Raw genomic sequence first — 21599 nt, forward strand, 5'->3', positions numbered from 1 at the left:
GTGCGCGAAGAGTTTCGCCTTCCGATCGCCGAGGAGTCCCTCGGCATCTGGCTGCGCATCGGTTCCACATTGGCCTTCGCGGCGATGGGCGTTTGCATCAAGGCCCTGAGCGGTTCGGTGCCGCTCGGGCAGATGGTGTTCTTCCGCTCGGCAGTTGCCCTGCTGCCTTTGGTGCTGTTCTTGTGGTGGAGCGGCGATTTCCCGTGTGGTCTTGCTACGCGCCGACCGCTTGGCCATGTCGCGCGCTCGCTTCTCGGTGCGTGCGCCATGTTCACCGCCTTTGCCACGATCAGCCTTCTTCCTCTCGCGGAAGCGACGCTTCTGTCCTATCTGGCCCCGGTGATGCTGGCGCTTCTCGGGTGGGCGCTCCTGGGGGAGGGCCTCGGCCCGCGACGGATCGGCGGCATCGTTCTCGGTCTTTGCGGCGGCGCCGCCTTCTGCCTGCCTGCCGTTTCCGGAGACCTTGCCGATGGCGCGCTTCTCGGTCTCTTGCTGGGGCTGGCGACGGGGCTGCTCACGGCCGGCGCGCTGATCCAGGTCCGCCGCCTGACCCTGGCCGGTGAAAGGGCGGGCGCGATCGCCTTCTGGTTTTCCGTCGTGTGTGCCCTGGCCGGGCTGGCGACCCTGCCATTCGGCTGGGTCATGCCAGGGGCCAAGCAAGCGGCACTGCTGTTCAGTGCGGGCCTTGCTGGGGGGATCGCGCATATCCTGATGACTCTATCCTTTCGCCATGCGGAGGCCGCGGCCCTCGCGCCGTTCGAATATCTCTCAATCTTGTGGGCTGCTGCCGCCGGGGCCCTCTTCTTCGCCGAGGTCCCGAACTGGGCGTTTCTCATCGCTGCACCGCTGATCCTTGCCGGCTCCCTTGTCGCCCTGCCGAAACGTCGCAGACCACGGAAATGACAGCGCCAAAGGCCGTCTGTCGCGGCAGGGCTTGAGACCTCTGCCACCGTCATGCTTGGAGCTACGACCTGACCGAGGAACCCTGTCCGGCATGGGTCGACAACGGAACGGCAGCTTTCCGCAATCCCGTCTGGAAAGCTGCCAGTCGGTTTCGGCCCATAGGCGACCCTCGATGTCGTTCTTCACTTGGTCAATCCGGCCGGTGGAGAAAGGCAGTGGGACATTCGAAGCCTCGACTTTCAGGATCGACGTCCGTCGCTTCGACTACCGCTTCGAAGCTTGCAGCTCGGCAAAGTGGGTTAGCATCCGGCAGGCATCTGCTTCCAGTCCCGTGAACAGGCGGAAGGCGCCCGCAGCCTGGAAGACGGCCATCCCTCCGCCATCGGAGACCCGGCAACCGCGCCGACGCGCCGCCTGGAGGAGGGCGGTGTCGAGCGGAAAATAGACGATCTCGGAGACCCACAGATCCGGGCGCAGCAGCGTCTCGGGTAGTGGCAGGCCGGGATAAGCGGCCATCCCGATCGGCGTCGCGTTGACGAAGCCATCGGCGGCCGCAATGGCGCGCTCGAGATCCCCGCCGGCGAAGACCCGCCCGGCACCGAAACGGGCCGACAGGGCCGCGGCCGCCGCTTCCGCCCTTTCGGGTTCGCGGTCGATCAGGGACAGCGAGCGCGCGCCCATCGTCATCAAGGCGTGCGCCACCGCGGCACCGGCACCGCCGACGCCGAGCTGGACAATGGCCCCGAGCAATGCGTCGGGGAGCGAGCGGCGGAAGCCTGCCGCATATCCCGACCAGTCGGTGTTGTAGCCCATGCGGCTGCCGCCGGCAAAGACGATCGTGTTGATCGCCCCGAGCGCCGCGGCGTCGGGGGAGAGCGTGTCGACGAGATCGACCGCCATCTGCTTGAACGGATGGGTGATGTTGAGGCCGGCGAAGCCGGCGTCCTGTGCGGCAGCGACGCGCCCGGCGAGCGTCTCCCGGTCGAGCCGTCCGCCGGCGAGGTCGAACAATTCGTACCGGTAGTCGAGGCCGTGGGCCGCGCCTTCCTGCCGGTGCAGGGCCGGCGACAGCGACGCGCCGATACCCGTGCCGACGAGGCCGACGCGCACTGTTCTGCTCACGACCGGATCGTCCCTGTCGCCAGCGCATGCGCGACGCCGCCCTCGACGTGGCGGCGCAGCACGTCGCAGGCGCCGCTAGCATCGCGGCCCAAGGCGCACTCCAGCATGAGGCGGTGTTCGGCGGCCGCGACATCGCCGCGGAAGCTCAGCGCGATCATCTGGTAACGCAGATACTTGTCGAAGCTCGCGGCATGAGTCTCCTTCATGACCTGCGAGGGGCAGGCCGAGATCAGCGCCTGGTGGAACAGCCAGTCATGCTGCTTCCATTTCTCGACATGGCTTCCGTCGCCGGCCGCCATGGCCGCTTCCATGCGCGACAGCATGTGGTGGGCGGCCAGCACTCGGCCCTCCCAGGCCGTGTCGCCGGCCTGGAAGGACTGCTCCAGCGCGTCGCACTCGAGGAGGAGGCGGAGATCGGCGATCTCCCGAAGATTGGCGACCGAGACGGGCGTGACCTGGAAGCCGCGCTGTCCCTCCGCGACGACCAGCCGCTCGGAGGCAAGCCGGTTGAGCGCCTCGCGCAGCTGCCCGGCGCCGGCCCCGTAGCCTGCCCGCAGACTCTCGAGCGGCAACCGCGCGCCGGGCGCCAGGCGCCCGAAGATGATGTCGGCGCGAAGCCGGCCATAGACCGAGACCGGCTCGGTTCCCGAGAGGTCGTTCATGGCAGGATCCCGAGGCCGAGCGTGTGGGTCACGCATCCCGACACGTGCCGGTCGAGCAGCCCTAGCGCCGCCTCTGTGTCGCGGGCGACCGCCGCCTGCATCAGCCCGCGATGCTCGTCGGACGCCACCGCGCCCCGAAACACGAAGGCCACCATCTGGTAGCGCAGGTAGTGATCATAGACGCCGACATAGGCATCGATCAGTTCCTGCGAGCCGCAGGCGGCGATCAGCGCCAGGTGGAATTCGCGGTCGTAGCCCTTCCAGACCGCGCGCTCGACGGGTTCGCCAGCGAGCATGCGCCGTTCGATCACCGAAAGCTTGTGGTGGGCGGCGACGACATTGCCCTCCCAGTCGAGATCGCCGGCCTTAAAGGCCATGGCCAGCGCATGGCGCTCCAAAAGGAGCCGCAGCGAGGCGACGTCCTGGAGATGCCTGGCGGAGATCGGCGCGACCTCGAAGCCGCGCTGGCTTTCGCTCCGGATCAGCCCTTCCGAGGCCAGCCGGCCGAAGATTTCCCGCAAGGTCGAAACGCTCGTGCCATATCGCTCGGCCAGTTCGGACAGCTTCAACCGCCCGCCGGGCGCCAGCGCGCCGAAGACGATGTCCGCCCGGATGGCGTCGTAGCTCCGCTCCGCGATAGAGAGCGAACCGACTGCGATGGTCACCACGATCCTCCTCGATGGGTCCGGCGATTGCGTAGCATGCCGCCACCCGGACCTGAACTAGGATATTTCGAATAATATCCGATGAAGTTCGTTTCTGATATTGATATTTGGATCATCCGATCGGATAGTCCGGCGATGCGCCTGTGGGAGCGGGCGAAAAGGGAGGAACATCCATGAACATCACCCGCCGCGCGGCGCTTGCCGCGACCGCGTTCACCGTCCTCGTCGCCGCCTGCGGCACCAGCCTGGCGCAGGGCAAGCCGAAGCTGCGCTTCTCCGCGGTGTTCTCCGAGCAGGACATCCGCGCCGAGATGACCAAGCGCCTGGCCGAGAGCATCGCCGACGATTTCGTCCTCGAGCCCTATTACGGCGGCAACCTGTTCAAGCAGGGCACCGAGCTCGTCGCGATCCAGCGCGGCAATCTCGAGATGGGCAACATCGCCCCGCAGGACATCGCCAACCAGATCCCGGAATGGTCGATCCTGACCTCGGCCTACCTGTTCCGCGACGCCGCGCATCTGGAGGCCTTCTTCGACAGCGAGGCAGGCGCCGAGATGAAGCAGATGGTCGAGGACAAGCTCGGCGTGCACATTCTCGCGCCGACCTATTTCGGCACCCGCCAGGTCGGCCTGAAGCTCGACCGTGAGATCAACACGCCGGCCGACATGGCGGGCGTCAAGCTGCGCATGCCGGGCGGCGATGCCTGGCAGTTCCTCGGCACGGCGCTCGGCGCCAATCCGACGCCGATGGCCTATGCGGAGGTCTATACCGGCCTCCAGACCGGCGCGATCGACGGGCAGGACAATCCGCTGCCCAACGTCCAGAACATGAAGTTCTACGAGGTCATGTCGCAGATCGTCATGACGTCGCATCTCGTCGGCTTCGACGTCCTGGCGATCTCCAGCGAGATCTGGAACGAGATGAGCCCCGAGCAGCAGGCATCCTTCCAGGCCGCGGTCGACGAGGCGACGGCGTGGAGCACCGCCCAGCACCTGGAGCAGGAGTCGTCGCTGGCGAAGACGTTCGAGGAACAGGGCCTGAAGATCCACACCCCCGACGTCGAGGCGTTCCGCACCTACGCCCAGGAGCAGTATCTGAACTCCGACCTCTCGGCCGCCTGGCCCGAAGGCATGCTCGAGCGCATCAACGCCATGTGACCGCCGGAGAGGGGCGGCGGCGATGCGCCAGCCCCTCTCGCTCCCGGTGCCCGGGCGTGCGACGCGCGGGGATCGACCTCTTCGGGAAAGCAGACCGATGGCTCCGAACCTCGTCAGCGTCGGGAAGTTTCTGCGGCGGCGCGCGGAAAACGCCCTCGCGGCCATGCTCGCCGTGATGTTTCTCGCCTTCGTCATCCAGATCGTCTTCCGCTATCTCCTCGACCTGCCGATCGGGTGGACGCACGAGATCAGCGTCATCATGTGGATCTGGATGGTCCTGTGGGGGGCGGCCTTCGTGCTGACGGAAGCCGAGGAGATTCGCTTCGACATCTTCTATGGCGGTGTCGGTGCGCGCACGCGCCGCGTCATGGTCGTCATCTTCTCGGTTGCGCTGGTCGTCCTCTACACGCTCGCCATGCCGGCGGTCTGGGACTACGTGACCTTCATGCGCGTGCAGGAGACGAGCTATCTCGACCTGCGGTTCGACTATCTCTTCTCGATCTACGTCGTCTTCGCGCTCGCCTCGATCGTCCGCTACATCTGGCTCGGCTGGCGGGCACTGGCCGGCGAAGCGCCGGACGATTTCGGATCGACCAAGACCGGTTCCGGCGTATGAGCGTCGCCAGCCCGTTCTCCATCGCGATCGTCGGCATCACCGTCCTGGCCTTTCTCGGCCTGCCCATCGGCCACGCGATGATCGCCGGCTCGATCCTTTATCTCCTGCTGGCGGGGCTCGATCCCGGCATCGTCGCCGAGCAGCTCTTAAACTCGATGTACACGGGCTACGTCATGCTGGCGGTGCCGCTGTTCATCTTCGCGGCCGAGTTGATGAACATCGGCTCGATGACCGAGCGCCTGCTGCTGTTCTGCAATGCCTTCGTCGGGCGTTTCCGCGGAGGGCTGGCGCAGGTCAACATCGTCCAGAGCATCATCTTCGCCGGCATGTCGGGCTCGGCGGTCGCCGACGCGGCCGGCACCGGCAAGATGATGCAGGTGATGATGACCCGCGACGGGCGCTACACGCCCAGCTACGCGGCGGCGCTGACGGCGGCGACGGCGGTGATCGGCCCGATCATCCCGCCCTCGATCCCGATGGTGCTCTACGCGCTCGTCTCCGACGCCTCCATCGGCTACCTGTTCCTCGGCGGCGTCGTGCCCGGCGTCCTGATGGGCGTCGCGATGATGATCCTCGTCGTCTACACGGCACGCCGGCGCAATTTCCCGGTCGAGACGCCGGTCCCGGTGCGCGAGTTGCCGGGGATCACGATCCGGGCCTTCCCGTCGCTGATGATGCCCGTCGTCCTGCTCGGGGGCATCTACGGCGGGGTGATGACCCCAACGGAGGCGGCCGCGGCGGCGGCGGCCTACGCCTTCCTGATCTCGGTCCTTCTGTACCGCAGCGTCACGGCGCGCCAGCTCTACGCCTCGCTGCTCGCCAGCGCCCGCTCCTCCGCATCGATCGGCATGCTGATCGGCGGTGCGCTGGTCTTCAACTACGTCGTCACGGTGGAGAACATCCCGAACGCGCTCGCCGCCTATCTCGCCGGCATGAACATGACGGCGGTGCAGTTCCTGATCCTCGTCAACGTCATCCTGCTGATCCTCGGCTGCGTCCTGGAGGGGACGGCGATCCTCCTGATCATCGTGCCCGTGCTCGTGCCCACCGCCGAGGCGCTCGGCGTCGACATGGTGCATTTCGGCGTCATGGTGGTGGTCAACATCATGCTGGGCCTGGTCACGCCGCCCTACGGGCTGCTGCTGTTCATCATGACCAACATTTCCGGCGCGAGCCTTCGCGCCATCGTGCGCGACATCCTGCCGTTCCTTGTGGCGCTGCTGGTCGCGCTGGCGCTGATCACTTTCGTTCCCGAGATCGTCCTCTGGCTGCCGCGGCAGTTCGGCTACCAGGGCTGAGGAGCTGGCATGACACCGATACACGTCCTCAACGGCCCCAACCTCAACCGTCTCGGCATGCGCGAGCCGGCGATCTACGGCACGGCGACACTCGCCGACGTGGAGGCGATGTGCCGCGCGGCGGCGGGCGACCACGAGCTGGTCTTCCGCCAAACCAACGCCGAGCACCAGCTCGTCGACTGGGTGCACGAAGCCATCGACGCGGGCGCCGGGATCGTCATCAATCCGGCCGGCCTGTCGTTCCGGTCGATCCCGCTTCTCGATGCGCTGAAGATGTGCACGGCACCGATCCTGGAGCTGCACATCTCCAACATCCATCGCCGCGAGGAGATCTACCAGGTTTCGCTCGTCTCGAAGGTCGCGCGGGGCGTCATCGCCGGGCTCGGGCCCGAGGGCTACGGAACCGCCGTCGCCACCATGCGCGGCTGGCTCAGCGCTCCATGAAAACGTCGATCGCCACGGTCTCGATCTCGGGCGATCTCGGCCAGAAGCTGGCCGCCATCGCCGCCGCCGGCTTCGACGGCGTGGAGATATTCGAGAACGACTTCCTCGCCTTCGACGCCTCGCCGTGCGAGATCGGGCGGATGGTCGTGGACCACGGCCTGTCGATCACGCTGTTCCAGCCGTTTCGCGACTTCGAGACCCTGCCGGAGCCGCAGCGCTCTCGCGCCTTCGAGCGCGCCGAGCGCAAGTTCGACGTCATGCAGGAACTGGGCGCCGATCTCATCCTGATCTGCTCGTCGGTCTCCCCGCTGGCGCTCGGCGGCATCGATCGCGCCGCCGACGATCTTCGTGCCCTCGGCGAACGCGCGGCACAACGCGGGCTCCGCATCGGCTACGAGGCGCTGGCCTGGGGGCGCCATGTCAGCGACCACCGCGACGCCTGGGAGATCGTCCGCCGTGTCGACCACCCGCATGTCGGGCTGATCCTCGATTCCTTCCACACGCTGGCGCGGCAGACCCCGCTCGAGACGATCCGGTCGATCCCGAAGGACAAGATCTTCATCGTCCAGCTCGCCGATGCGCCGCTGTTCCAGATGGACCTGCTCTCCTGGAGCCGCCATTACCGGTGCATGCCGGGGCAGGGGGACCTGCCCGTCGCCGACTTCATGGAAGCGGTCTGCGCCACCGGCTATGACGGGACGATCTCGCTGGAAGTCTTCAACGACGAGTTCCGCGCCGGCTCGCCGCGGGCGGTGGCCGTCGACGGGCACCGCAGCCTGACGGCGCTGGTCGACGCGGTCGCCCGTCGGGCGCCGGCGCTAGGGATTAACGCACCGGCCATGCCGCCGCCGGTGCGCGCCGACGGAATCTCGTTCGTCGAGTTCGCGGTCGACGGGGCGGAGGCCGAGCGCCTTGGCGCCCTCCTCGGCCAGATGGGCTTCGCGCTGCGCGGGCGCCATCGCAGCAAGGCGGTCACGCTGTTTTCCTGCGGCCAGGCCAACATCGTCCTCAACGAGGAGAAGGAGGGCTTCTCTCATTCGGCGCATCTCCTGCACGGCGCGTCGGTCTGCGCGCTCGGCATCGAGGTGGCCGATGCCGCGGCGACGGAGGCACGGGCGGTGCGGCTCGGCGCCGAGCCGTTCGAGCGCCAGAAGGGTGTCGGCGACCTCGACATGCCGGCAGTGCGGGGCGTCGGGGGGCTGCTGTATTTCACCGATCGTACCAGCGCGCTCTCCCATATCTGGGAGGTGGAGTTTGAGCTCGAACCACCGCGCCCCACTACCGCGGGCGACGTCGAACGCGTCGATCACGTTTCGCAGACGATGCACCAGGGCGAGATGCTGACCTCGCTTCTGTTCTACACATCGATCCTCGACGTCCGGAAGACCTCCGAGGTCGATGTCTCCGATCCGGCGGGCCTGGTGAAAAGCCGCGTGGTCGAGAACCAGGCAGGAACGCTGCGCATCACCATGAACGGCGTCCAGAACCGACGAACGCAGGCGGGCCGTTTCATCGCCGAGACCTTCGGGTCGAGCGTCCAGCACGTCGCCTTCGCGACGTCGGAAATTTTCGCTGCCGCGTCGCGCATGACCGAGGCGGGCGTACCGATCCTCCCCGTATCCGAGAACTATTATGGCGATCTCGACGCGCGCTTCGACATCGAACCGGATGTCTTGAAGCGCATGCGCGCGCTCCACATTCTCTACGATCGCGAGCCGAATGGGGGCGAGTTCTTTCAGTTCTATACCGAAGCGCTCGAGGACGGGTTCTTCTTCGAGATCATCGAGCGCCGGAACGGCTATAGAGGCTACGGCGCCTCGAACGCTGCGATCCGCATTGCCGCCCAGAAGCGCCATGCGCGGCCGATCGGCCTGCCTCGGATTTGACCGCTGAGGGTCGATAGCCGAAGCGCAGCTTGCGCAGTCCGTGGGTCCGGAAGTAGCCCATCAGCTTTTGGCCCTGGGCCGCCCGATCCGCGCCTTTTCCTCCGCGTTTGATACTTTTAAAGTTCAGTTTCTTTCGGAGAACTGTGATGCCCTACGTGGATTGGGCAATAAAGGAACCTAAGATCGCAGCTGTAGTTGCGACTACGGATGTCCCTGCGAATTCAACGGCAAGCCGGCGGAGGGCCTCTGCGAGGGCTCGAATGCATGCGGATTGATGATGGCTGGTTCAGTGATCTGAGGCTGGACGGCCTCAAGGTCGCCGCGGCTTATCGCTGGCCCGGCCCTGTGCATGAGGGCGGGGGCGTCGTTCAGGGCTTCATCGACAGCGATGCCAACCCGGCCCAGGTCGACGCGCTGGGGACCATCCTCGGGGGCGGCGAGCAGGAGCCGACCACTGTCTTCAACATCTATGGCGCGACGATCGCCAAGGAGTTGCCCCCGATCTTCGCTCCGATCGACTTCGGCAGCGACATCGAGGCACGAACCGGCTGGTTTCGGATCGAGGATCAACTCGCCCTCGAACTGGAGCCCATCCGCAATCCCGTGACGGGACTAGCCCACCGGGCTCGCATCGTGCTGCTCGAGGGTTTCGAATTTCGTGAAGCTGAGGTCGCCAGCGCTACGTTCACCAGCGGTGGCGAGATCCGCATGCATAGGCAGAGCCGCTACGGCGCGCTCTGGAATGCCGCCTACGGGCCACACGGCATCATCGACCCTTAAGGCCTGGCCGAACCCGAAAGGATGATGTCATGACGCCATGGGAAATCGAAGGGGTCGAGCTGGTCAATTGCAACTGCGCCTATGGATGCCCCTGCCAGTTCAATGCCCTGCCGACGCACGGATACTGCCAGGCGAACGGTGCGATCGACATTCGGCGGGGGCACCATGGGGGGGCAGTCTCGACGGGTTGCGCATAGCGTTAATCTTCCAGTGGCCTGGCGCTATCCACGAAGGTGGCGGCAAGTGCCAGCCGATCGTCGACGAGCGCGCGGACGATAACCAGCGTCAGGCGCTTCTGAAGATCATGTCCGGGGAGGACTCCGAGCCCGGCAGGACAATGTTCAACGTTTTCGCGTCGACGGTGAGCGAGTTCTTCGAGCCCGTCTTCCGCAAGATCGACATGGACGTCGATGTCGATGCGCGCCGCGGCAATATCCATGTCGACGGCTTCATCGACATGGTGGGCGAGCCTATCCGCAATGTCGTGACTGGACTGGAGCATCGGGCGCGGATCGACCTGCCCGACGGGTTCGAGTACACGCTTGCGGAAGTCGGCAGCGCCTCCTCGAAGACGCGGGGGCCGATCGCTTTCGATCTCGAGAACTCCTACGCCAGTTCGCTCGCCTGCATCTGAGCGGGCAGGGGCCGATCAGGGTCTGACATGGCCGAGGCGACCCCGCAGACATCGGCGGTGGAGCTAATCATCCGGCGCTATCGCCTGGTTATGCTGACCGGCCTTGTCGCGCTCGCCATGCTGGCCCCAGGCGTGGCTGCTCGTCGAGGCCGGCACCGGCATGGACTTCTGGACGATGAGTCGTCCCGCGATCTTTCCGGGCGGGGAGGCAGGGATGACGATGCCGGCGGCGGCGTGGTCCCCTGCGACCTGGTTCGTCATTGTCGGCATGTGGTGGATCATGATGATCCCAAGCGTTGCCCCGATGATGCTGCTCCACGCCCGCGTCAGTCGCCATGCACAGAGTAGGGGACAGATCGCCGCCGGCGCGATTCCATCCGGCTTCTTTCTCGGCGGTTATCTCCTCGTCTGGCTCGCATTTTCGCTGGTCGCCACCACTCTTCAGTTCGCCTGCGAACAGCTCCGTCTTCTGTCCCAGCCGATGATGTGGTCGGTGAGTGTGTGGCTGACGGCGGCGTTGCTCGTCGCCGCCGGCCTCTACCAGTTGTCTCCATTCAAGCGGGTGTGCCTGGACCACTGCCGCTCGCCTGCCGAGTTCCTGTCGCGGCACTGGCAGAAAGGCCGCGCCGGGGCATTCCGCATGGGCGTGAAACACGGAGCCTCGTCGTTCAAACCGGAAGCGCCGTGTCAGCAGTCGAAGTTGGACGGCATGTCCGCCTAAGAGCAGGTCCGCCACGCGCCGATGGTAGCGGCTGTGGACCCGCTGCGAGAGGCGATTGCAGGCCGGCATCGCGCAGAGGAGATACGGGCGGATGCAGTGACGATCAGGATGACGTCCGAAAATTCCTGACAATCAACTGCAAGCCCTGCCGGGACAATGGACGAGAGCGAAAGGCTGCACGGCATTGCGACGATCCCTGTCGGAAATCGCCAATCCAACCGCCAAATTGCACCAAAGATGAGTCAGACCCAATTTTGAAGGCCGTTTGACCCGAGGCCGAATGCCTATGCCTTTTCGGCTATGCCACCTGTCCGGTCAAAACGGGGTGCGCTCCACGCTATTCCCGGGATGGGCGGCGACAGGGGAGGGCGCCGGGGCTAGGCCGACTCAAGGGCTACCGCACCGTCTTTGACACCGGACCTGGGCGACGGGCCGCAAGGTGCATTGAGGCCGAGTAGACGGTGCGCGATGGGCACGAGGAATACTTCTCCTATCCAGTCCACGGAGGAGATCGCCTTTGGGCCACCCACGGCAAGAGGTTGATCGGCCGCGGCTGCAAGCGATTGGTGATGTTCGGATAAAGGCGCAGCTTCTCTCGCAGGAGTGGTAGACCTGCCGGATTCGTATAGCGCGTTGCTGTCTCGCCTTGCCCGAAGCGCCCTGCAATGTCATCGATGACAAGACTGTCGACCCCTGCCTGCTTCAGAGTGTCTGAATGACCATGGCGAATCGCATGCAGCAACCGGGCCCAGATGACCTCGTCATGCGAGTCGAAATGCGCCTGCGCCAGCGGCACGAAATCCTTGTAGAATCGGTCGCCGGAATCCTGTTCGTCGAGCGGATGCTGCGGGTCGTAAAGCTCCGGAAAGAGAGCCTGATATCCGAGGCCCTTGATTGCACCGACATAGTCGACAAAACCCAGGCGTCCGAGTTCATCGGGCATGGGAAGCATACGGATCGAGGAAACATTCTTGATCCGCCGCAGGGGATTCGTATCGATGTTGATGCCGTAGCCGTTCTGCGTCTCGACGATGTCTCTGACGGTCAATCCCGTGATCTCGAACCGACGCGGCCCGAGATACGCGAGAAGCATCGGCACGTAGAAATTGGCTGAATGGAAGACACTGTCCCCTGGACGATCCTGTTCGAAAGCCGATTGACATCCGGTGAGAACCGGCATCGAGAATATCGTGCTCATCCGTTCCGGTCCGGGCTTCTGAGTCAGGCCCCTCACCATCGTCTTCTTTGGCTTCTTTGGCCGCAGTCCGGACAGTTCATAGGCGGGAACGCGATAGCCTTGTGCCTTTAGGTACTTCAAAAACCCGTCAAGATTGCCGAGATGTTTGCGAATGGTCTGCGGTGAGAGGCCGAGCGCGGGCGGGATTTTGCCCTCCGCGATCGCAACCCTGACCCGTTCGGCCGAGGCATGGCGAAGCTCCCTCGAGCCCAGGCATGCGAGTTGGCTGCTCTGCCCGTAGTTCGGAAGGATATCGTCGAAATGCCTTCGCAAGGCGCCAAGGTGAAACTGCTGCATTGAGTGACCGCAGTTCATGCTCGGTCAGGATATCGACGAACGTCGCCACGACGACCTCGATATCCCGGCGTGTGCGCTTCTCGATCTCCTTCTCACGTCCCTTGAGGTATGATCGGCAACAATCGAGAAGATCCCTTACCGGCATCTCCCGCTCGCCGGCTTCCGTCGTCCCCTCGGGTTCCGCAGGCGGTGGAGCCAATCCAATCGGCTCCGAAGAAGTTACGTCAGCTCCGGTCTCGTCGTCGAGAACAGCGAGATCGGGATAGAATGAGCGACTGTCGAGGAGAACGTCGGCACGCGCCCTGGCCAATTCCGTTGCTGCTCGCTCGCGCATCAACGGACCGTCGTCGAGGCCGGCGTTCCGCAGATGGTCTTGCATCTGACTGTCGAAGATGGGGGAGCGGCGAAACCGCTGCTCTTGTCGGAATGTATCGATGACGAAGGGGAGCCGGTCTAGTGGCACGCCAAGCCGTTCCAGGTAACGCAGGCCGGGACAATCTCCGGCGAAGTCGAGGCTACGACGCGCTCCGAACACGGCAATCAACCGGTACGCCCATCCGACATCCTTATCCGCGATCAGCTGATCTTCGGATAGCGATCCGACCCTGCGTCCGGCGACGGCGAAGCTTTCGAGGTCGGCGGACGCTCGCGAGATCTCGTCGCGAAACAGGATCGCAAGCTGTTCGGCATCCCACGCCTCCGTCATGATCATCCACCGAATGCCTTCCAGCCGCGCGTTCAACTGCATGGCCAATGACTTGGCATGGGCATGGGCATGGGCATGGGCATGGGCATGGTCGGTGATTCTCAGGCTCAGCGAAAGGTGCTTCCTGCGGCCGCAGCCGCTCGTGCCGACCGGGAGACGCGGTCGCCAATAGTAGACGTTGCCCCGCAATACGAGATTCGAAACATGATGTCGTACGGCCATTGCCTGCCTGCGCCCTGCAGCGGACCGAATGGCTTGTGCCCCAGTCCTGTGCCTCAGTTTGGTGCATCAAACCGGGCATTAGCGGCGAAAGGATCCCCAGCGAAAGGGAATCTGGCAATGAAATCAACGAACGAGAGCGAGTTGGCTGGGGAACCTGGATTCGAACCAGGACTAACGGAGTCAGAGTCCGTGGGTCTACCGTTAACCTATTCCCCAGCAGGGCGACGCAGCGTGTGCGTCACGGGTGACCATATAGACGGGGCGGAGCGGGCTGTGAACCCTCGGTGCGGATTTTTCGTCGTCCATGCGCGAGCGGGCGGTCAGGCCGTCGCGGCGGCGGGGCGTTGCCTTCACGGCGCCAGGGTCCGGCGCGTCTCGACAAGCGGCTGCCGCGTGCTATCAGCTTTCCCGGCGCGATCCCGTGACGGGAGGGGCGGCCGGCCATCGGTCAGGCCCCTACATCATCGGCGTCGACGCGATTCCCGGCGGCCACGCCGACCCAAAGACCTCGAAGGCAACAGTCACATGAACCGTGCACCGCTCGTCGCGCTTGCCTTCCTTTTCGCTGGCGGCGCACCGGCGCTCGCCGACGACTATGCCGCGATCAGCGGCACGGCGATGGCGATCACCGGCGACGTCAGCTTCGACGATTTCTCGCTGGTCTTCGAGAACGGCGAGACCCTCGTCTTCGAGGACCTCGTCGCCGACAGCTTCGAGGTCGGCGGGGAGACGGTGGGGGCCTCGGTGTTCAGCCTGGCGGAAGCCGCCGACCCGGTGCTGCTGAACGGCAACACGCTGTGTGGCGGCGAAGCGGTGACCTATGTCGGCTCGTGGTCCGGCTCGATGGAGGGGACGACCATCATCGCCTTCTTCTCGACGCAGGACGAGCCGTCGAGCGATGCGGAAATGTGCGCTTCCTACACCTACGAGTAGCGGCACGGGTCACGGCAGCGGGCCGGCTGGCACGCATCCGCCGGTTCGGATGCGCGCCGCGCGCGCGATTCTGGTGACTTTCCGGGCGACAGCCGGCAACCTCCCTGCAGCGGTCGCGACCGGCGTGAGCCGCCGGGAAACGACAGGCGCGAGGTGGTCCGCCGGCTCGCCGCTGCGTCATTTTTTCGGTTCGCGGGAAGATGTCAGGGTGCCCGCGAGCGGCCGTTCCCGGTCGAGGAGGCCGCGCAGGCCGGCGGCCCCCGCTTCCGCCGCCTCCCGGCCCAACCCTTGTGCTCACCGGGCGGATTGATACACTTGCACGAAACCAGAAACCTGAGGCGCCTGAGCCGGCCATGGCCGCTCGGTGCCGGAGTGACAGTGTGAGTGACCATGAATTCGGTGGGAGACGCCGTCCGGCCGCGGATCTGAATCGGGAGACTGCTTCCGGCCCGTCCCTGACCACGCGTGCGCGGTCCCCCCAGGATCCGCGACAGCCAGCCGGGCCGCCGCGGGGACCGGGTCCCGACGGGGCGCCGCAGCCAGGCGACGCACCGCGCGGGACGCGTGACTCCGAACGGACGGCCGGCGCCCCGCTGACCAAGCGGCAGCGCCGGCGGCGGCGCAAGGCGGGCGCCAAGCCGGCCACGCCCGTCGTCGCCCCGGCGGACGTCGCCGCCGAGGCCGCGAAGGGCGAGGCCGTCAAGCTGCGCGGCGCGCGCAAGTCGCGGCGCCGGGGCAAGCGGCGCGGCAGGGCGGCGGGCGATTCGGCCCCGGACGCAGCGACGGTAACGCAAGCCGAGCGGCAAGGATCTGCTACCGCAGCCGGGCCTACCCGTGCCGATTCTTCCGCGAGGCCCGTTCCCGCGACGCCCGTATCCCCGGTGCCGGCTTCGGCGTCGTCGCGTCCGGGGCAGGCCGCGAGCGGCGCGGGCACGCGCCCGCCGGCTTACGCGGCGCTCGACCTCGGCACCAACAACTGCCGGCTGCTGATCGCCGTGCCGACGCGGCCGGGCCAGTTCCGGGTGATCGACGCGTTCTCGCGGATCGTCCGGCTCGGTGAGGGGCTGAGCCGCACCGGCAGCCTGTCGCGCGGCGCCATGGACCGCGCCATCGCGGCGCTGTCGATCTGCGCCCAGAAGCTCTCGGCGCGCGAGGTCGATCTCGGTCGCGCCCGGCTGATCGCCACGGAAGCCTGTCGTTCGGCGGCGAACGGCGTCGAATTCATCGAGCAGGTCAAGCGCGTGACGGGGCTCGACCTCGAGATCGTCAGCCGCGAGACGGAAGCGCGGCTCGCAGTGTCGGGCTGCGGGTCGCTGGTCGACCAGTCGGCGGAGGGTGCGGTGCTGTTCGACATCGGCGGCGGCTCCTCGGAGATCGCGCTGCTCGACCTGCGTGGCGGCAGCACCCGCCGTCTCGCCAGCCGGATCGTCGCCTGGACGTCGCTGCCGGTGGGGGTCGTCAGCCTCGCCGAGCGCCATGGCGGGCGCGACGTCAGCCCCGAGATCTTCGAGCGTATGATCGTCGAGACGGTCGGTATGATCGAACGCTTTCCCGGCCGCGACCGGCTTGCGGATCTGATCGGCGGCGAGCGCTTCCATCTGCTCGGCACGTCCGGCACCGTCACGACGCTCGCCGGCGTGCATCTCGAGCTCGAGCGCTACGACCGGCGGCAGGTGGATGGGCTGTGGCTGACCGACATCGAGGCCGACGGCCTGGTGGCACGGATCGCTAGCTGGAGCTTCGAGGAGCGCGTCGCCAATCCGTGCATCGGCAGCGACCGCGCCGACCTGGTGCTGGCCGGCTGCGCGATCCTCGAGGCGATCCGCCGGGTCTGGCCGGCGCGCACGATGCGCGTCGCCGATCGCGGCCTGCGCGAGGGACTGCTGACCGAGATGATGGACGCCGACGGGGTCTGGCGCCGTGACAACAACACGGCCTGGAGGGCCAGTTCATGAGCGGCGGACGCGGCGACGACCGGGGCCTGACGGTCCGGGTGAAGAAGAAGCGCGGGCTGAAGGCGTCGTCGCGACGCTGGCTCGAGCGCCAGCTCAACGACCCCTATGTGCGCCGCGCGCGCGCCGACGGCTACCGTTCGCGGGCCGCCTACAAGCTGATCGAGACGGACGACCGCTACAAGTTCCTGAAGAAGGGCGACCGGGTCGTCGACCTGGGCGCGGCGCCCGGCGGCTGGTGCCAGGTGGCGGCCGAGCGGGTCGGCTCGGTCGAGGGCGACATCCGTGTCGTCGGCATCGACTATCTGCCGGTCGAGCCGGTGATCGGCGCGACCATCCTCGAAATGGACTTCCTCGACGAGGCGGCCCCGGGCCGGATCCTTGCCGAGCTCGGCGGCGATCCGGACGTCGTCCTGTCCGACATGGCGGCGCCGACCACGGGGCACCGGCGCACCGACCATCTGCGGACCATGCATCTCTGCGAGGTGGCGGCCGACTTCGCCGTACGCACGCTGCGGCCGGGCGGCCATTTCCTCGCCAAAACCTTCCAGGGCGGCACGGAGCACGACCTCCTCAACCTCCTGAAGCGGAACTTCACCTCGGTCCACCACGTGAAGCCGCCCTCGTCGCGGGAAGACTCGGTCGAGCTCTACATCCTCGCCAAGGGGTTCAAGGGCCGACAGGCGGAGGCGGATGACGCGGCGGCCGAGCGGGACGAGGCCGGCCCGCTCGGCTGAGCCGCCTATTCGGCCGGCAGCCGGCGTCCCGCCACCTCGTCGCCGGCCTCGCGCGCCATCGGCAGGAAGACCAGCGCCGCCGCCGCGGTGATGCCGCCGACGACGAAGAAGGCGGCGGAGAAGTCGGCGAGGCTCGCCTCTGTGCTGCCGGACAGCGCCATGCCGGCCTCCAGCACCGCGCCGGCGACGGCGACGCCGGTGGCGATCGAGACCTGCTGCAATGCCCCCATCAGCGCCGTCGCATCGCCGGTGCCCTGGCGCGGCACGTCGGCGAAGGCCAGCGCGTTGATCGAGGTGAAGAACAGCGAGCGGAAGAAACCGCCGACAAGCAGCAGCGCCAGGACGATGATGATCGGGCTGTCGGGCCGGTAGAAGCCGACCATGGCCATCATGCCGCCGCCGACGATCGCCGTCGTGATCAGCGTCAGGCGGAAGCCGAGCCGCTTCAGGATCGGGTGGGCGAGCAGCTTCATGCCCATGGCGCCGCCGATCGAGACGCAGGTGATCAGGCCCGACTGGAACGGCGTGTAGCCGAAGCCGAGCTGCAGCATCAGCGGCAGCAGGAACGGTGTCGCGCCGGCGCCGATGCGGAACAGCGCGCCGCCGACGATGGCGGACCGCAGCGTCTCGATCCGGAACAGCGACAGTTTCAGCACAGGGTTCTCGGTGCGCCTCGCATGCCTGACGTAGAGGCCGGCCGCGACGATGCCGGCGGCCGCCGTGACGAGGCCGACGACCGGGGGCAGGGCCGGCAGCGACACCACCGAAAAGCCGAAGACGATGCCGGCGCAGGCAAAGCCCGACAGCAGGAAGCCGGGGAAATCGAACGTCACGCCCTTCACCCGGTCGATCTGCGGCAAAAAGCGTGTGGCGAGCAGGACGCCGATGATGCCGATCGGCAGGTTGATCAGGAAGATCCAGCGCCAGTCGGCATAGGTCGAGATCGCGCCGCCGATCGGCGGGCCGACCAACGGCCCGATCAGGGCGGGGATGGTGAACCAGGCCATGGCGCTGACGAGCTGCGATTTCGGCACGGCCCGCACCAGCAGCAGCCGGCCAACCGGCGTCATCATCGCCCCGCCCATGCCCTGGACGAAGCGGGCGGCGACGAATCCCTCCAGCGAGTTGGCGAGAGCGCAGGCCAGCGAGCCGGCGACGAACACCGCGATCGCCAGGCGGAAGACCAGCTTCGGGCCCCAGCTGTCGGCAATGCGGCCGGAGATCGGGATGAAGATGGCGAGCGAGACGTAATAGCTGGTGAGCGCCAGCTTCAAGGCGATGGGGCTGGTGCCGAGATCGGCGGCGATCACCGGCAGCGATGTCGCGATCACGGTCGAGTCCATGTTCTCCATGAACAGCGCGACGGCAAGCACGATCGGGACGATCCGGTTCAAGGCAAACCTCGGAGGATACGATAAGGCAGGCTTATCGGGATGCGCCGGCGACCAGGGACAGTCAAGCCGCGCCAGGCATGCGACGGCGGGCGGTCGAGGTCAACTTGGCGTGTGGAGCGGTTGCCGGGCTGCGATGCCGGGCCAGTTGGGGCGACCATACGCGCCGCTTGCCGGGCGCCACCCATCCGCAGGAAAGGGAGACAGACCCATGAGCCCCAACAACAGTTCGATCTGCAATCGCCGCAACGCCCTCAAGCTGGCCGTCGCCGCCGGGGGCGCCGCCGCCGGCGCGCTCGCCACCCGCGGCGCCTTCGCGCAGACCGCCGACGCGGACGAAGCGGCGCGCGAACGCGCCAGCGCCGACTCGCCCGGCTGGCACCGTGTCAGCCTCGGGGATGCGCGGATCACCACGATCCTCGACGGGCTTCGGCCCGGCGACGGCCCGTATCCGACCTTCGGCGCGGACCAGAGCCAGGAAGCGATGGCCGAGCTGATGCGCGAGAACTATCTGCCCGAGGACCGCTTCGCCAACGGCTTCACCCCGACGCTGGTCGAACTCGACGACAACCTCGTCCTGTTCGATACGGGCTTCGGCGAATCCGGGCGGGAGAACGGCTTCGGCCGGCTGGTCGAGCGCATGGACGCGGCGGGCTACCGCCCCGAGGACGTCACCATCGTCGTGCTCACGCATTTCCACGGCGACCACATCCAGGGCCTGATGACCGGCGACGCGCCGACCTTCCCGAATGCCCGCTATGTCGCCGGGCAGGTCGAGTACGACTGGTGGACGTCCGACGAAGCCAGGAACGGCGACCGGGCACAGGGCGCGGCGCTGGTCGAGCGGCTGGTCGTGCCGCTGCGCGACCGGATGACGCTGGTCGGCGAGGGTGACGAGGTGGTGTCCGGCATCACCGCCATGGAAGCGTTCGGCCATTCGCCCGGCCACATGATCTTCGAGGTCGCCTCGGGCGGCCAGCGGCTCTGGCTGACGGCCGACACCGCCAACCACTTCGTCGCTTCGCTGCAGAAGCCGGAATGGCAGGTCTCCTTCGACCAGGACAAGGCGATGGCGACGGCTACCCGCAAGCGGGTCTTCGACCGGATCGCCGAGGAGCGGATCCCGTTTATCGGCTTCCACATGCCGTTCCCGGCTATCGGCTATGCGAAGAAGCTCGAGGATGGCGGCTACCGGTTCATCCCGGAATCCTATCAGCTCGCCCTCGCCGACGAGGGCTGACAGGCACCACCCGGGCGGCCCGGCGACAGCCGGGCTGCTCGAACTCCTCCAACGGTGTCAGCGGGAGCAGCCGATCTCGGCCATGATCGCCAGCACGGCGGCGCGCGAGCCGCAGACGTTCTCACACGGGATGCCGTCTTTGTCGCGGTCCGCACCGGGGTGGCTGCCGGCGCACCAGGCGATGACGGCCTGGCGGCAGCTCGTGTAGTCGGTGCACCGCGCCGCCTGCGCTTCGCCGGCGGCGGCGGTCAGCGCGACCGTCCCGAGAACCCATCGTGCCAGAAAGTTCATCCGTCGCCGCATCCGCCTGCTCCTGCCTGCCGTTTCGACCCGCTGCGTGGCCTGCCAGGAGGCTACGATGGCAGCCTTGCGTCGGCCGACCTTCCCAAGGCGGTGGGGTCGTGATAGCAGCCCGTGCCAATCCTTTTTCCCGCCGACTCGATTTTTCGCGTTGGACGCAGCCCCGAGGACTGGCATGGCCCGTATCATCGAAACCGCGACCGGCGCGACTGCGCTGACCTTCGACGACGTCCTGCTGCAGCCGGGCCATTCGCAGGTCATGCCCGGCGAGGTCGACCTGCGTACCTCGATCACCCGCACGCTGCGGCTCAACCTGCCGATCCTTTCCGCGGCGATGGACACCGTCACCGAAAGCCGTCTGGCCATCGCCATGGCGCAGGCCGGCGGCATCGGCGTCATCCACCGCAATCTGTCGCCGGCCGAGCAGGCCGAGGCGGTTCGGCAGGTGAAGAAGTTCGAGAGCGGCATGGTGGTCAACCCGGTGACCATCGGACCCGACGCAACGCTCGGCGACGCACGGGCGCTGATGAACCGGCACCACATCTCCGGCATCCCGGTGGTCCTGAATGGCGGGCAGGGGGGGCAGACCCGGGGCCGGCTGGTCGGCATCCTGACCAATCGTGACGTGCGCTTCGCCTCCGACGACAGCCAGCCGATCCACGAGCTGATGACCAAGGACCGGCTGATCACGGTGCGGGAATCGGTGGACCAGGAGGAGGCCAAGCGGCTGCTTCACCAGCACCGGATCGAGAAGCTGGTGGTGGTCGACGACGACGACCACTGCATCGGCCTGATCACCGTCAAGGACATCGAGAAGACGCAGCTCAACCCCAACGCCTCCAAGGACCCGCAGGGCCGGCTGCTGGCCGCCGCCGCGACCAGCGTCGGCGACGACGGCTTCGAGCGTGCCGAACGGTTGATCGACGCGGGCGCCGACCTCATCGTCATCGACACCGCGCACGGCCATTCGCAGCGCGTGCTCGACGCGGTGGCGCGGGTGAAGCGCATGTCGAACGAGGTGCAGATCATCGCCGGCAACGTTGCGACCGCGGACGGCACCAAGGCGCTGATCGACGTCGGGGCGGACGGCATCAAGGTCGGCATCGGCCCGGGCTCGATCTGCACGACGCGGATCGTCGCGGGCGTCGGCATGCCGCAGCTCTCCGCGATCATGGGCGCGGCGGAGGAGGCCGACAAGGCCGGCATCCCGGTGATCGCCGACGGCGGCATCAAGTTCTCGGGCGATCTCGCCAAGGCGCTGGCGGCGGGCGCCAAGGCCGCCATGGTGGGCTCGCTGCTCGCCGGCACCGACGAGAGCCCCGGCGAGATCTACCTGCACCAGGGCCGCTCCTACAAAGCCTATCGCGGCATGGGCTCGGTGGGCGCGATGGCCCGCGGCTCGGCCGACCGCTACTTCCAGGCGGAAGTGCAGGACACGCTGAAGCTGGTGCCGGAAGGCATCGAGGGTCAGGTGGCCTACAAGGGACAGGTCTCCGCCGTGCTGCATCAGCTGGCCGGCGGCTTGCGGGCGGCGATGGGCTATGTCGGCGCCGCCGACCTCGCGGAATTCCGCGAGAAGGCGCAGTTCGTCCGGATCTCCAACGCCGGGCTGCGCGAGAGCCACGCCCACGACGTGACGATCACCCGCGAGAGCCCGAACTATCCGGGCGGCGGCTGAGGGCCTAACTGCGCAGCG

At 66.9% G+C, this 21599-nt stretch carries 20 protein-coding genes, 1 tRNA gene and 2 pseudogenes; 14 read left to right on the forward strand and 9 right to left on the reverse strand.

The window, feature by feature from the left end:
* Window positions 1–903, forward strand: coding sequence for a DMT family transporter (locus LXB15_RS03020; protein WP_233953035.1), 903 nt, complete (start codon window positions 1–3; stop codon window positions 901–903).
* 264 nt (window positions 904–1167) lie between these two features.
* Here the strand turns inward: LXB15_RS03020 and LXB15_RS03025 are convergent, their stop codons facing one another.
* From LXB15_RS03025 to LXB15_RS03035, 3 genes are read right to left on the reverse strand one after another with little or no spacing between them, the layout of a single operon-like run.
* Window positions 1168–2025, reverse strand: coding sequence for a shikimate dehydrogenase (locus LXB15_RS03025; protein WP_233950813.1), 858 nt, complete (start codon window positions 2023–2025; stop codon window positions 1168–1170).
* The gene (locus tag LXB15_RS03030; RefSeq protein WP_233950814.1) at window positions 2022–2687 is read right to left on the reverse strand and encodes a GntR family transcriptional regulator; all 666 of its coding nucleotides are present in this window, start codon (window positions 2685–2687) and stop codon (window positions 2022–2024) included. The genes LXB15_RS03025 and LXB15_RS03030 overlap by 4 nt, the downstream gene beginning before the upstream one ends.
* On the reverse strand, window positions 2684–3352 hold the full coding sequence (locus LXB15_RS03035; protein ID WP_233950815.1) for a GntR family transcriptional regulator: 669 nt from the start codon (window positions 3350–3352) through the stop codon (window positions 2684–2686). Before LXB15_RS03035 ends, LXB15_RS03030 begins: the two co-directional genes overlap by 4 nt.
* Window positions 3353–3525: 173 nt before the next feature.
* On the opposite strand from LXB15_RS03035, the gene dctP reads away from it, so the two are divergent.
* From dctP to LXB15_RS03075, 8 genes and pseudogenes are all read left to right on the forward strand, one after another.
* Window positions 3526–4509, forward strand: a complete 984-nt coding sequence (gene dctP, locus LXB15_RS03040) for a TRAP transporter substrate-binding protein DctP (RefSeq protein WP_233950816.1) — start codon at window positions 3526–3528, stop codon at window positions 4507–4509.
* 97 nt (window positions 4510–4606) lie between these two features.
* Complete coding sequence (locus LXB15_RS03045) at window positions 4607–5125, forward strand: TRAP transporter small permease (protein WP_233950817.1); 519 nt, start codon at window positions 4607–4609, stop codon at window positions 5123–5125.
* Window positions 5122–6423: a TRAP transporter large permease gene (locus LXB15_RS03050; RefSeq protein WP_233950818.1), complete on the forward strand. Its 1302-nt coding sequence runs from the start codon at window positions 5122–5124 to the stop codon at window positions 6421–6423. The genes LXB15_RS03045 and LXB15_RS03050 overlap by 4 nt, the downstream gene beginning before the upstream one ends.
* A gap of 9 nt (window positions 6424–6432) precedes the next feature.
* Window positions 6433–6867: a type II 3-dehydroquinate dehydratase gene (locus LXB15_RS03055; RefSeq protein ID WP_233950819.1), complete on the forward strand. Its 435-nt coding sequence runs from the start codon at window positions 6433–6435 to the stop codon at window positions 6865–6867.
* Window positions 6864–8753, forward strand: a complete 1890-nt coding sequence (locus LXB15_RS03060; protein ID WP_233950820.1) for a bifunctional sugar phosphate isomerase/epimerase/4-hydroxyphenylpyruvate dioxygenase family protein — start codon at window positions 6864–6866, stop codon at window positions 8751–8753. The genes LXB15_RS03055 and LXB15_RS03060 overlap by 4 nt, the downstream gene beginning before the upstream one ends.
* A gap of 207 nt (window positions 8754–8960) precedes the next feature.
* The gene (locus LXB15_RS03065) at window positions 8961–9533 is read left to right on the forward strand and encodes a DUF1326 domain-containing protein (protein WP_233950821.1); all 573 of its coding nucleotides are present in this window, start codon (window positions 8961–8963) and stop codon (window positions 9531–9533) included.
* A gap of 29 nt (window positions 9534–9562) precedes the next feature.
* A pseudogene (locus LXB15_RS03070) lies at window positions 9563–10193 on the forward strand (DUF1326 domain-containing protein).
* A 134-nt stretch (window positions 10194–10327) separates the two neighbouring features.
* Window positions 10328–10888, forward strand: coding sequence for a DUF2182 domain-containing protein (locus LXB15_RS03075; RefSeq protein ID WP_233950822.1), 561 nt, complete (start codon window positions 10328–10330; stop codon window positions 10886–10888).
* Window positions 10889–10891: 3 nt separating this feature from the next.
* Here the strand turns inward: LXB15_RS03075 and LXB15_RS21070 are convergent.
* The 4 genes and pseudogenes from LXB15_RS21070 to LXB15_RS03090 form a co-directional block, all read right to left on the reverse strand.
* Window positions 10892–10957: pseudogene (locus LXB15_RS21070) on the reverse strand (hypothetical protein); the annotation flags it as partial.
* Window positions 10958–11378: 421 nt separating this feature from the next.
* Window positions 11379–12068 carry a hypothetical protein gene (locus LXB15_RS03080; protein WP_233950823.1) on the reverse strand — a complete coding sequence of 230 codons (690 nt, stop codon included), beginning with the start codon at window positions 12066–12068 and terminating at the stop codon, window positions 11379–11381.
* A gap of 145 nt (window positions 12069–12213) precedes the next feature.
* Window positions 12214–13350: a hypothetical protein gene (locus LXB15_RS03085; protein WP_233950824.1), complete on the reverse strand. Its 1137-nt coding sequence runs from the start codon at window positions 13348–13350 to the stop codon at window positions 12214–12216.
* A gap of 142 nt (window positions 13351–13492) precedes the next feature.
* Window positions 13493–13566: transfer RNA gene (locus tag LXB15_RS03090), tRNA-Gln, on the reverse strand.
* 309 nt (window positions 13567–13875) lie between these two features.
* Between LXB15_RS03090 and LXB15_RS03095 the strand changes: the two genes are divergently transcribed.
* From LXB15_RS03095 to LXB15_RS03105, 3 genes are all read left to right on the forward strand, one after another.
* The gene (locus tag LXB15_RS03095) at window positions 13876–14283 is read left to right on the forward strand and encodes a hypothetical protein (RefSeq protein WP_233950825.1); all 408 of its coding nucleotides are present in this window, start codon (window positions 13876–13878) and stop codon (window positions 14281–14283) included.
* Window positions 14284–14708: 425 nt separating this feature from the next.
* Window positions 14709–16238: a Ppx/GppA phosphatase family protein gene (locus LXB15_RS03100; protein WP_233953036.1), complete on the forward strand. Its 1530-nt coding sequence runs from the start codon at window positions 14709–14711 to the stop codon at window positions 16236–16238.
* On the forward strand, window positions 16235–16972 hold the full coding sequence (locus LXB15_RS03105) for an RlmE family RNA methyltransferase (protein WP_233950826.1): 738 nt from the start codon (window positions 16235–16237) through the stop codon (window positions 16970–16972). The genes LXB15_RS03100 and LXB15_RS03105 overlap by 4 nt, the downstream gene beginning before the upstream one ends.
* A gap of 5 nt (window positions 16973–16977) precedes the next feature.
* Here the strand turns inward: LXB15_RS03105 and LXB15_RS03110 are convergent, their stop codons facing one another.
* Window positions 16978–18366: an MFS transporter gene (locus LXB15_RS03110; protein WP_233950827.1), complete on the reverse strand. Its 1389-nt coding sequence runs from the start codon at window positions 18364–18366 to the stop codon at window positions 16978–16980.
* Between the two features lie 208 nt (window positions 18367–18574).
* Here LXB15_RS03110 and LXB15_RS03115 point away from each other — a divergent pair, with 208 nt between their 5' ends.
* Window positions 18575–19603: an MBL fold metallo-hydrolase gene (locus LXB15_RS03115; RefSeq protein WP_233950828.1), complete on the forward strand. Its 1029-nt coding sequence runs from the start codon at window positions 18575–18577 to the stop codon at window positions 19601–19603.
* Between the two features lie 57 nt (window positions 19604–19660).
* Here the strand turns inward: LXB15_RS03115 and LXB15_RS03120 are convergent, their stop codons facing one another.
* Entirely contained in the window at window positions 19661–19906 is a 246-nt protein-coding gene (locus LXB15_RS03120; RefSeq protein WP_233950829.1) for an excalibur calcium-binding domain-containing protein, read from the reverse strand.
* A 172-nt stretch (window positions 19907–20078) separates the two neighbouring features.
* On the opposite strand from LXB15_RS03120, the gene guaB reads away from it, so the two are divergent.
* On the forward strand, window positions 20079–21581 hold the full coding sequence (gene guaB / locus LXB15_RS03125; RefSeq protein ID WP_233950830.1) for an IMP dehydrogenase: 1503 nt from the start codon (window positions 20079–20081) through the stop codon (window positions 21579–21581).
* Window positions 21582–21599: the final 18 nt, after the last annotated feature.

The organism is Aurantimonas sp. HBX-1 (assembly GCF_021391535.1).
Lineage (GTDB): Bacteria > Pseudomonadota > Alphaproteobacteria > Rhizobiales > Rhizobiaceae > Aurantimonas.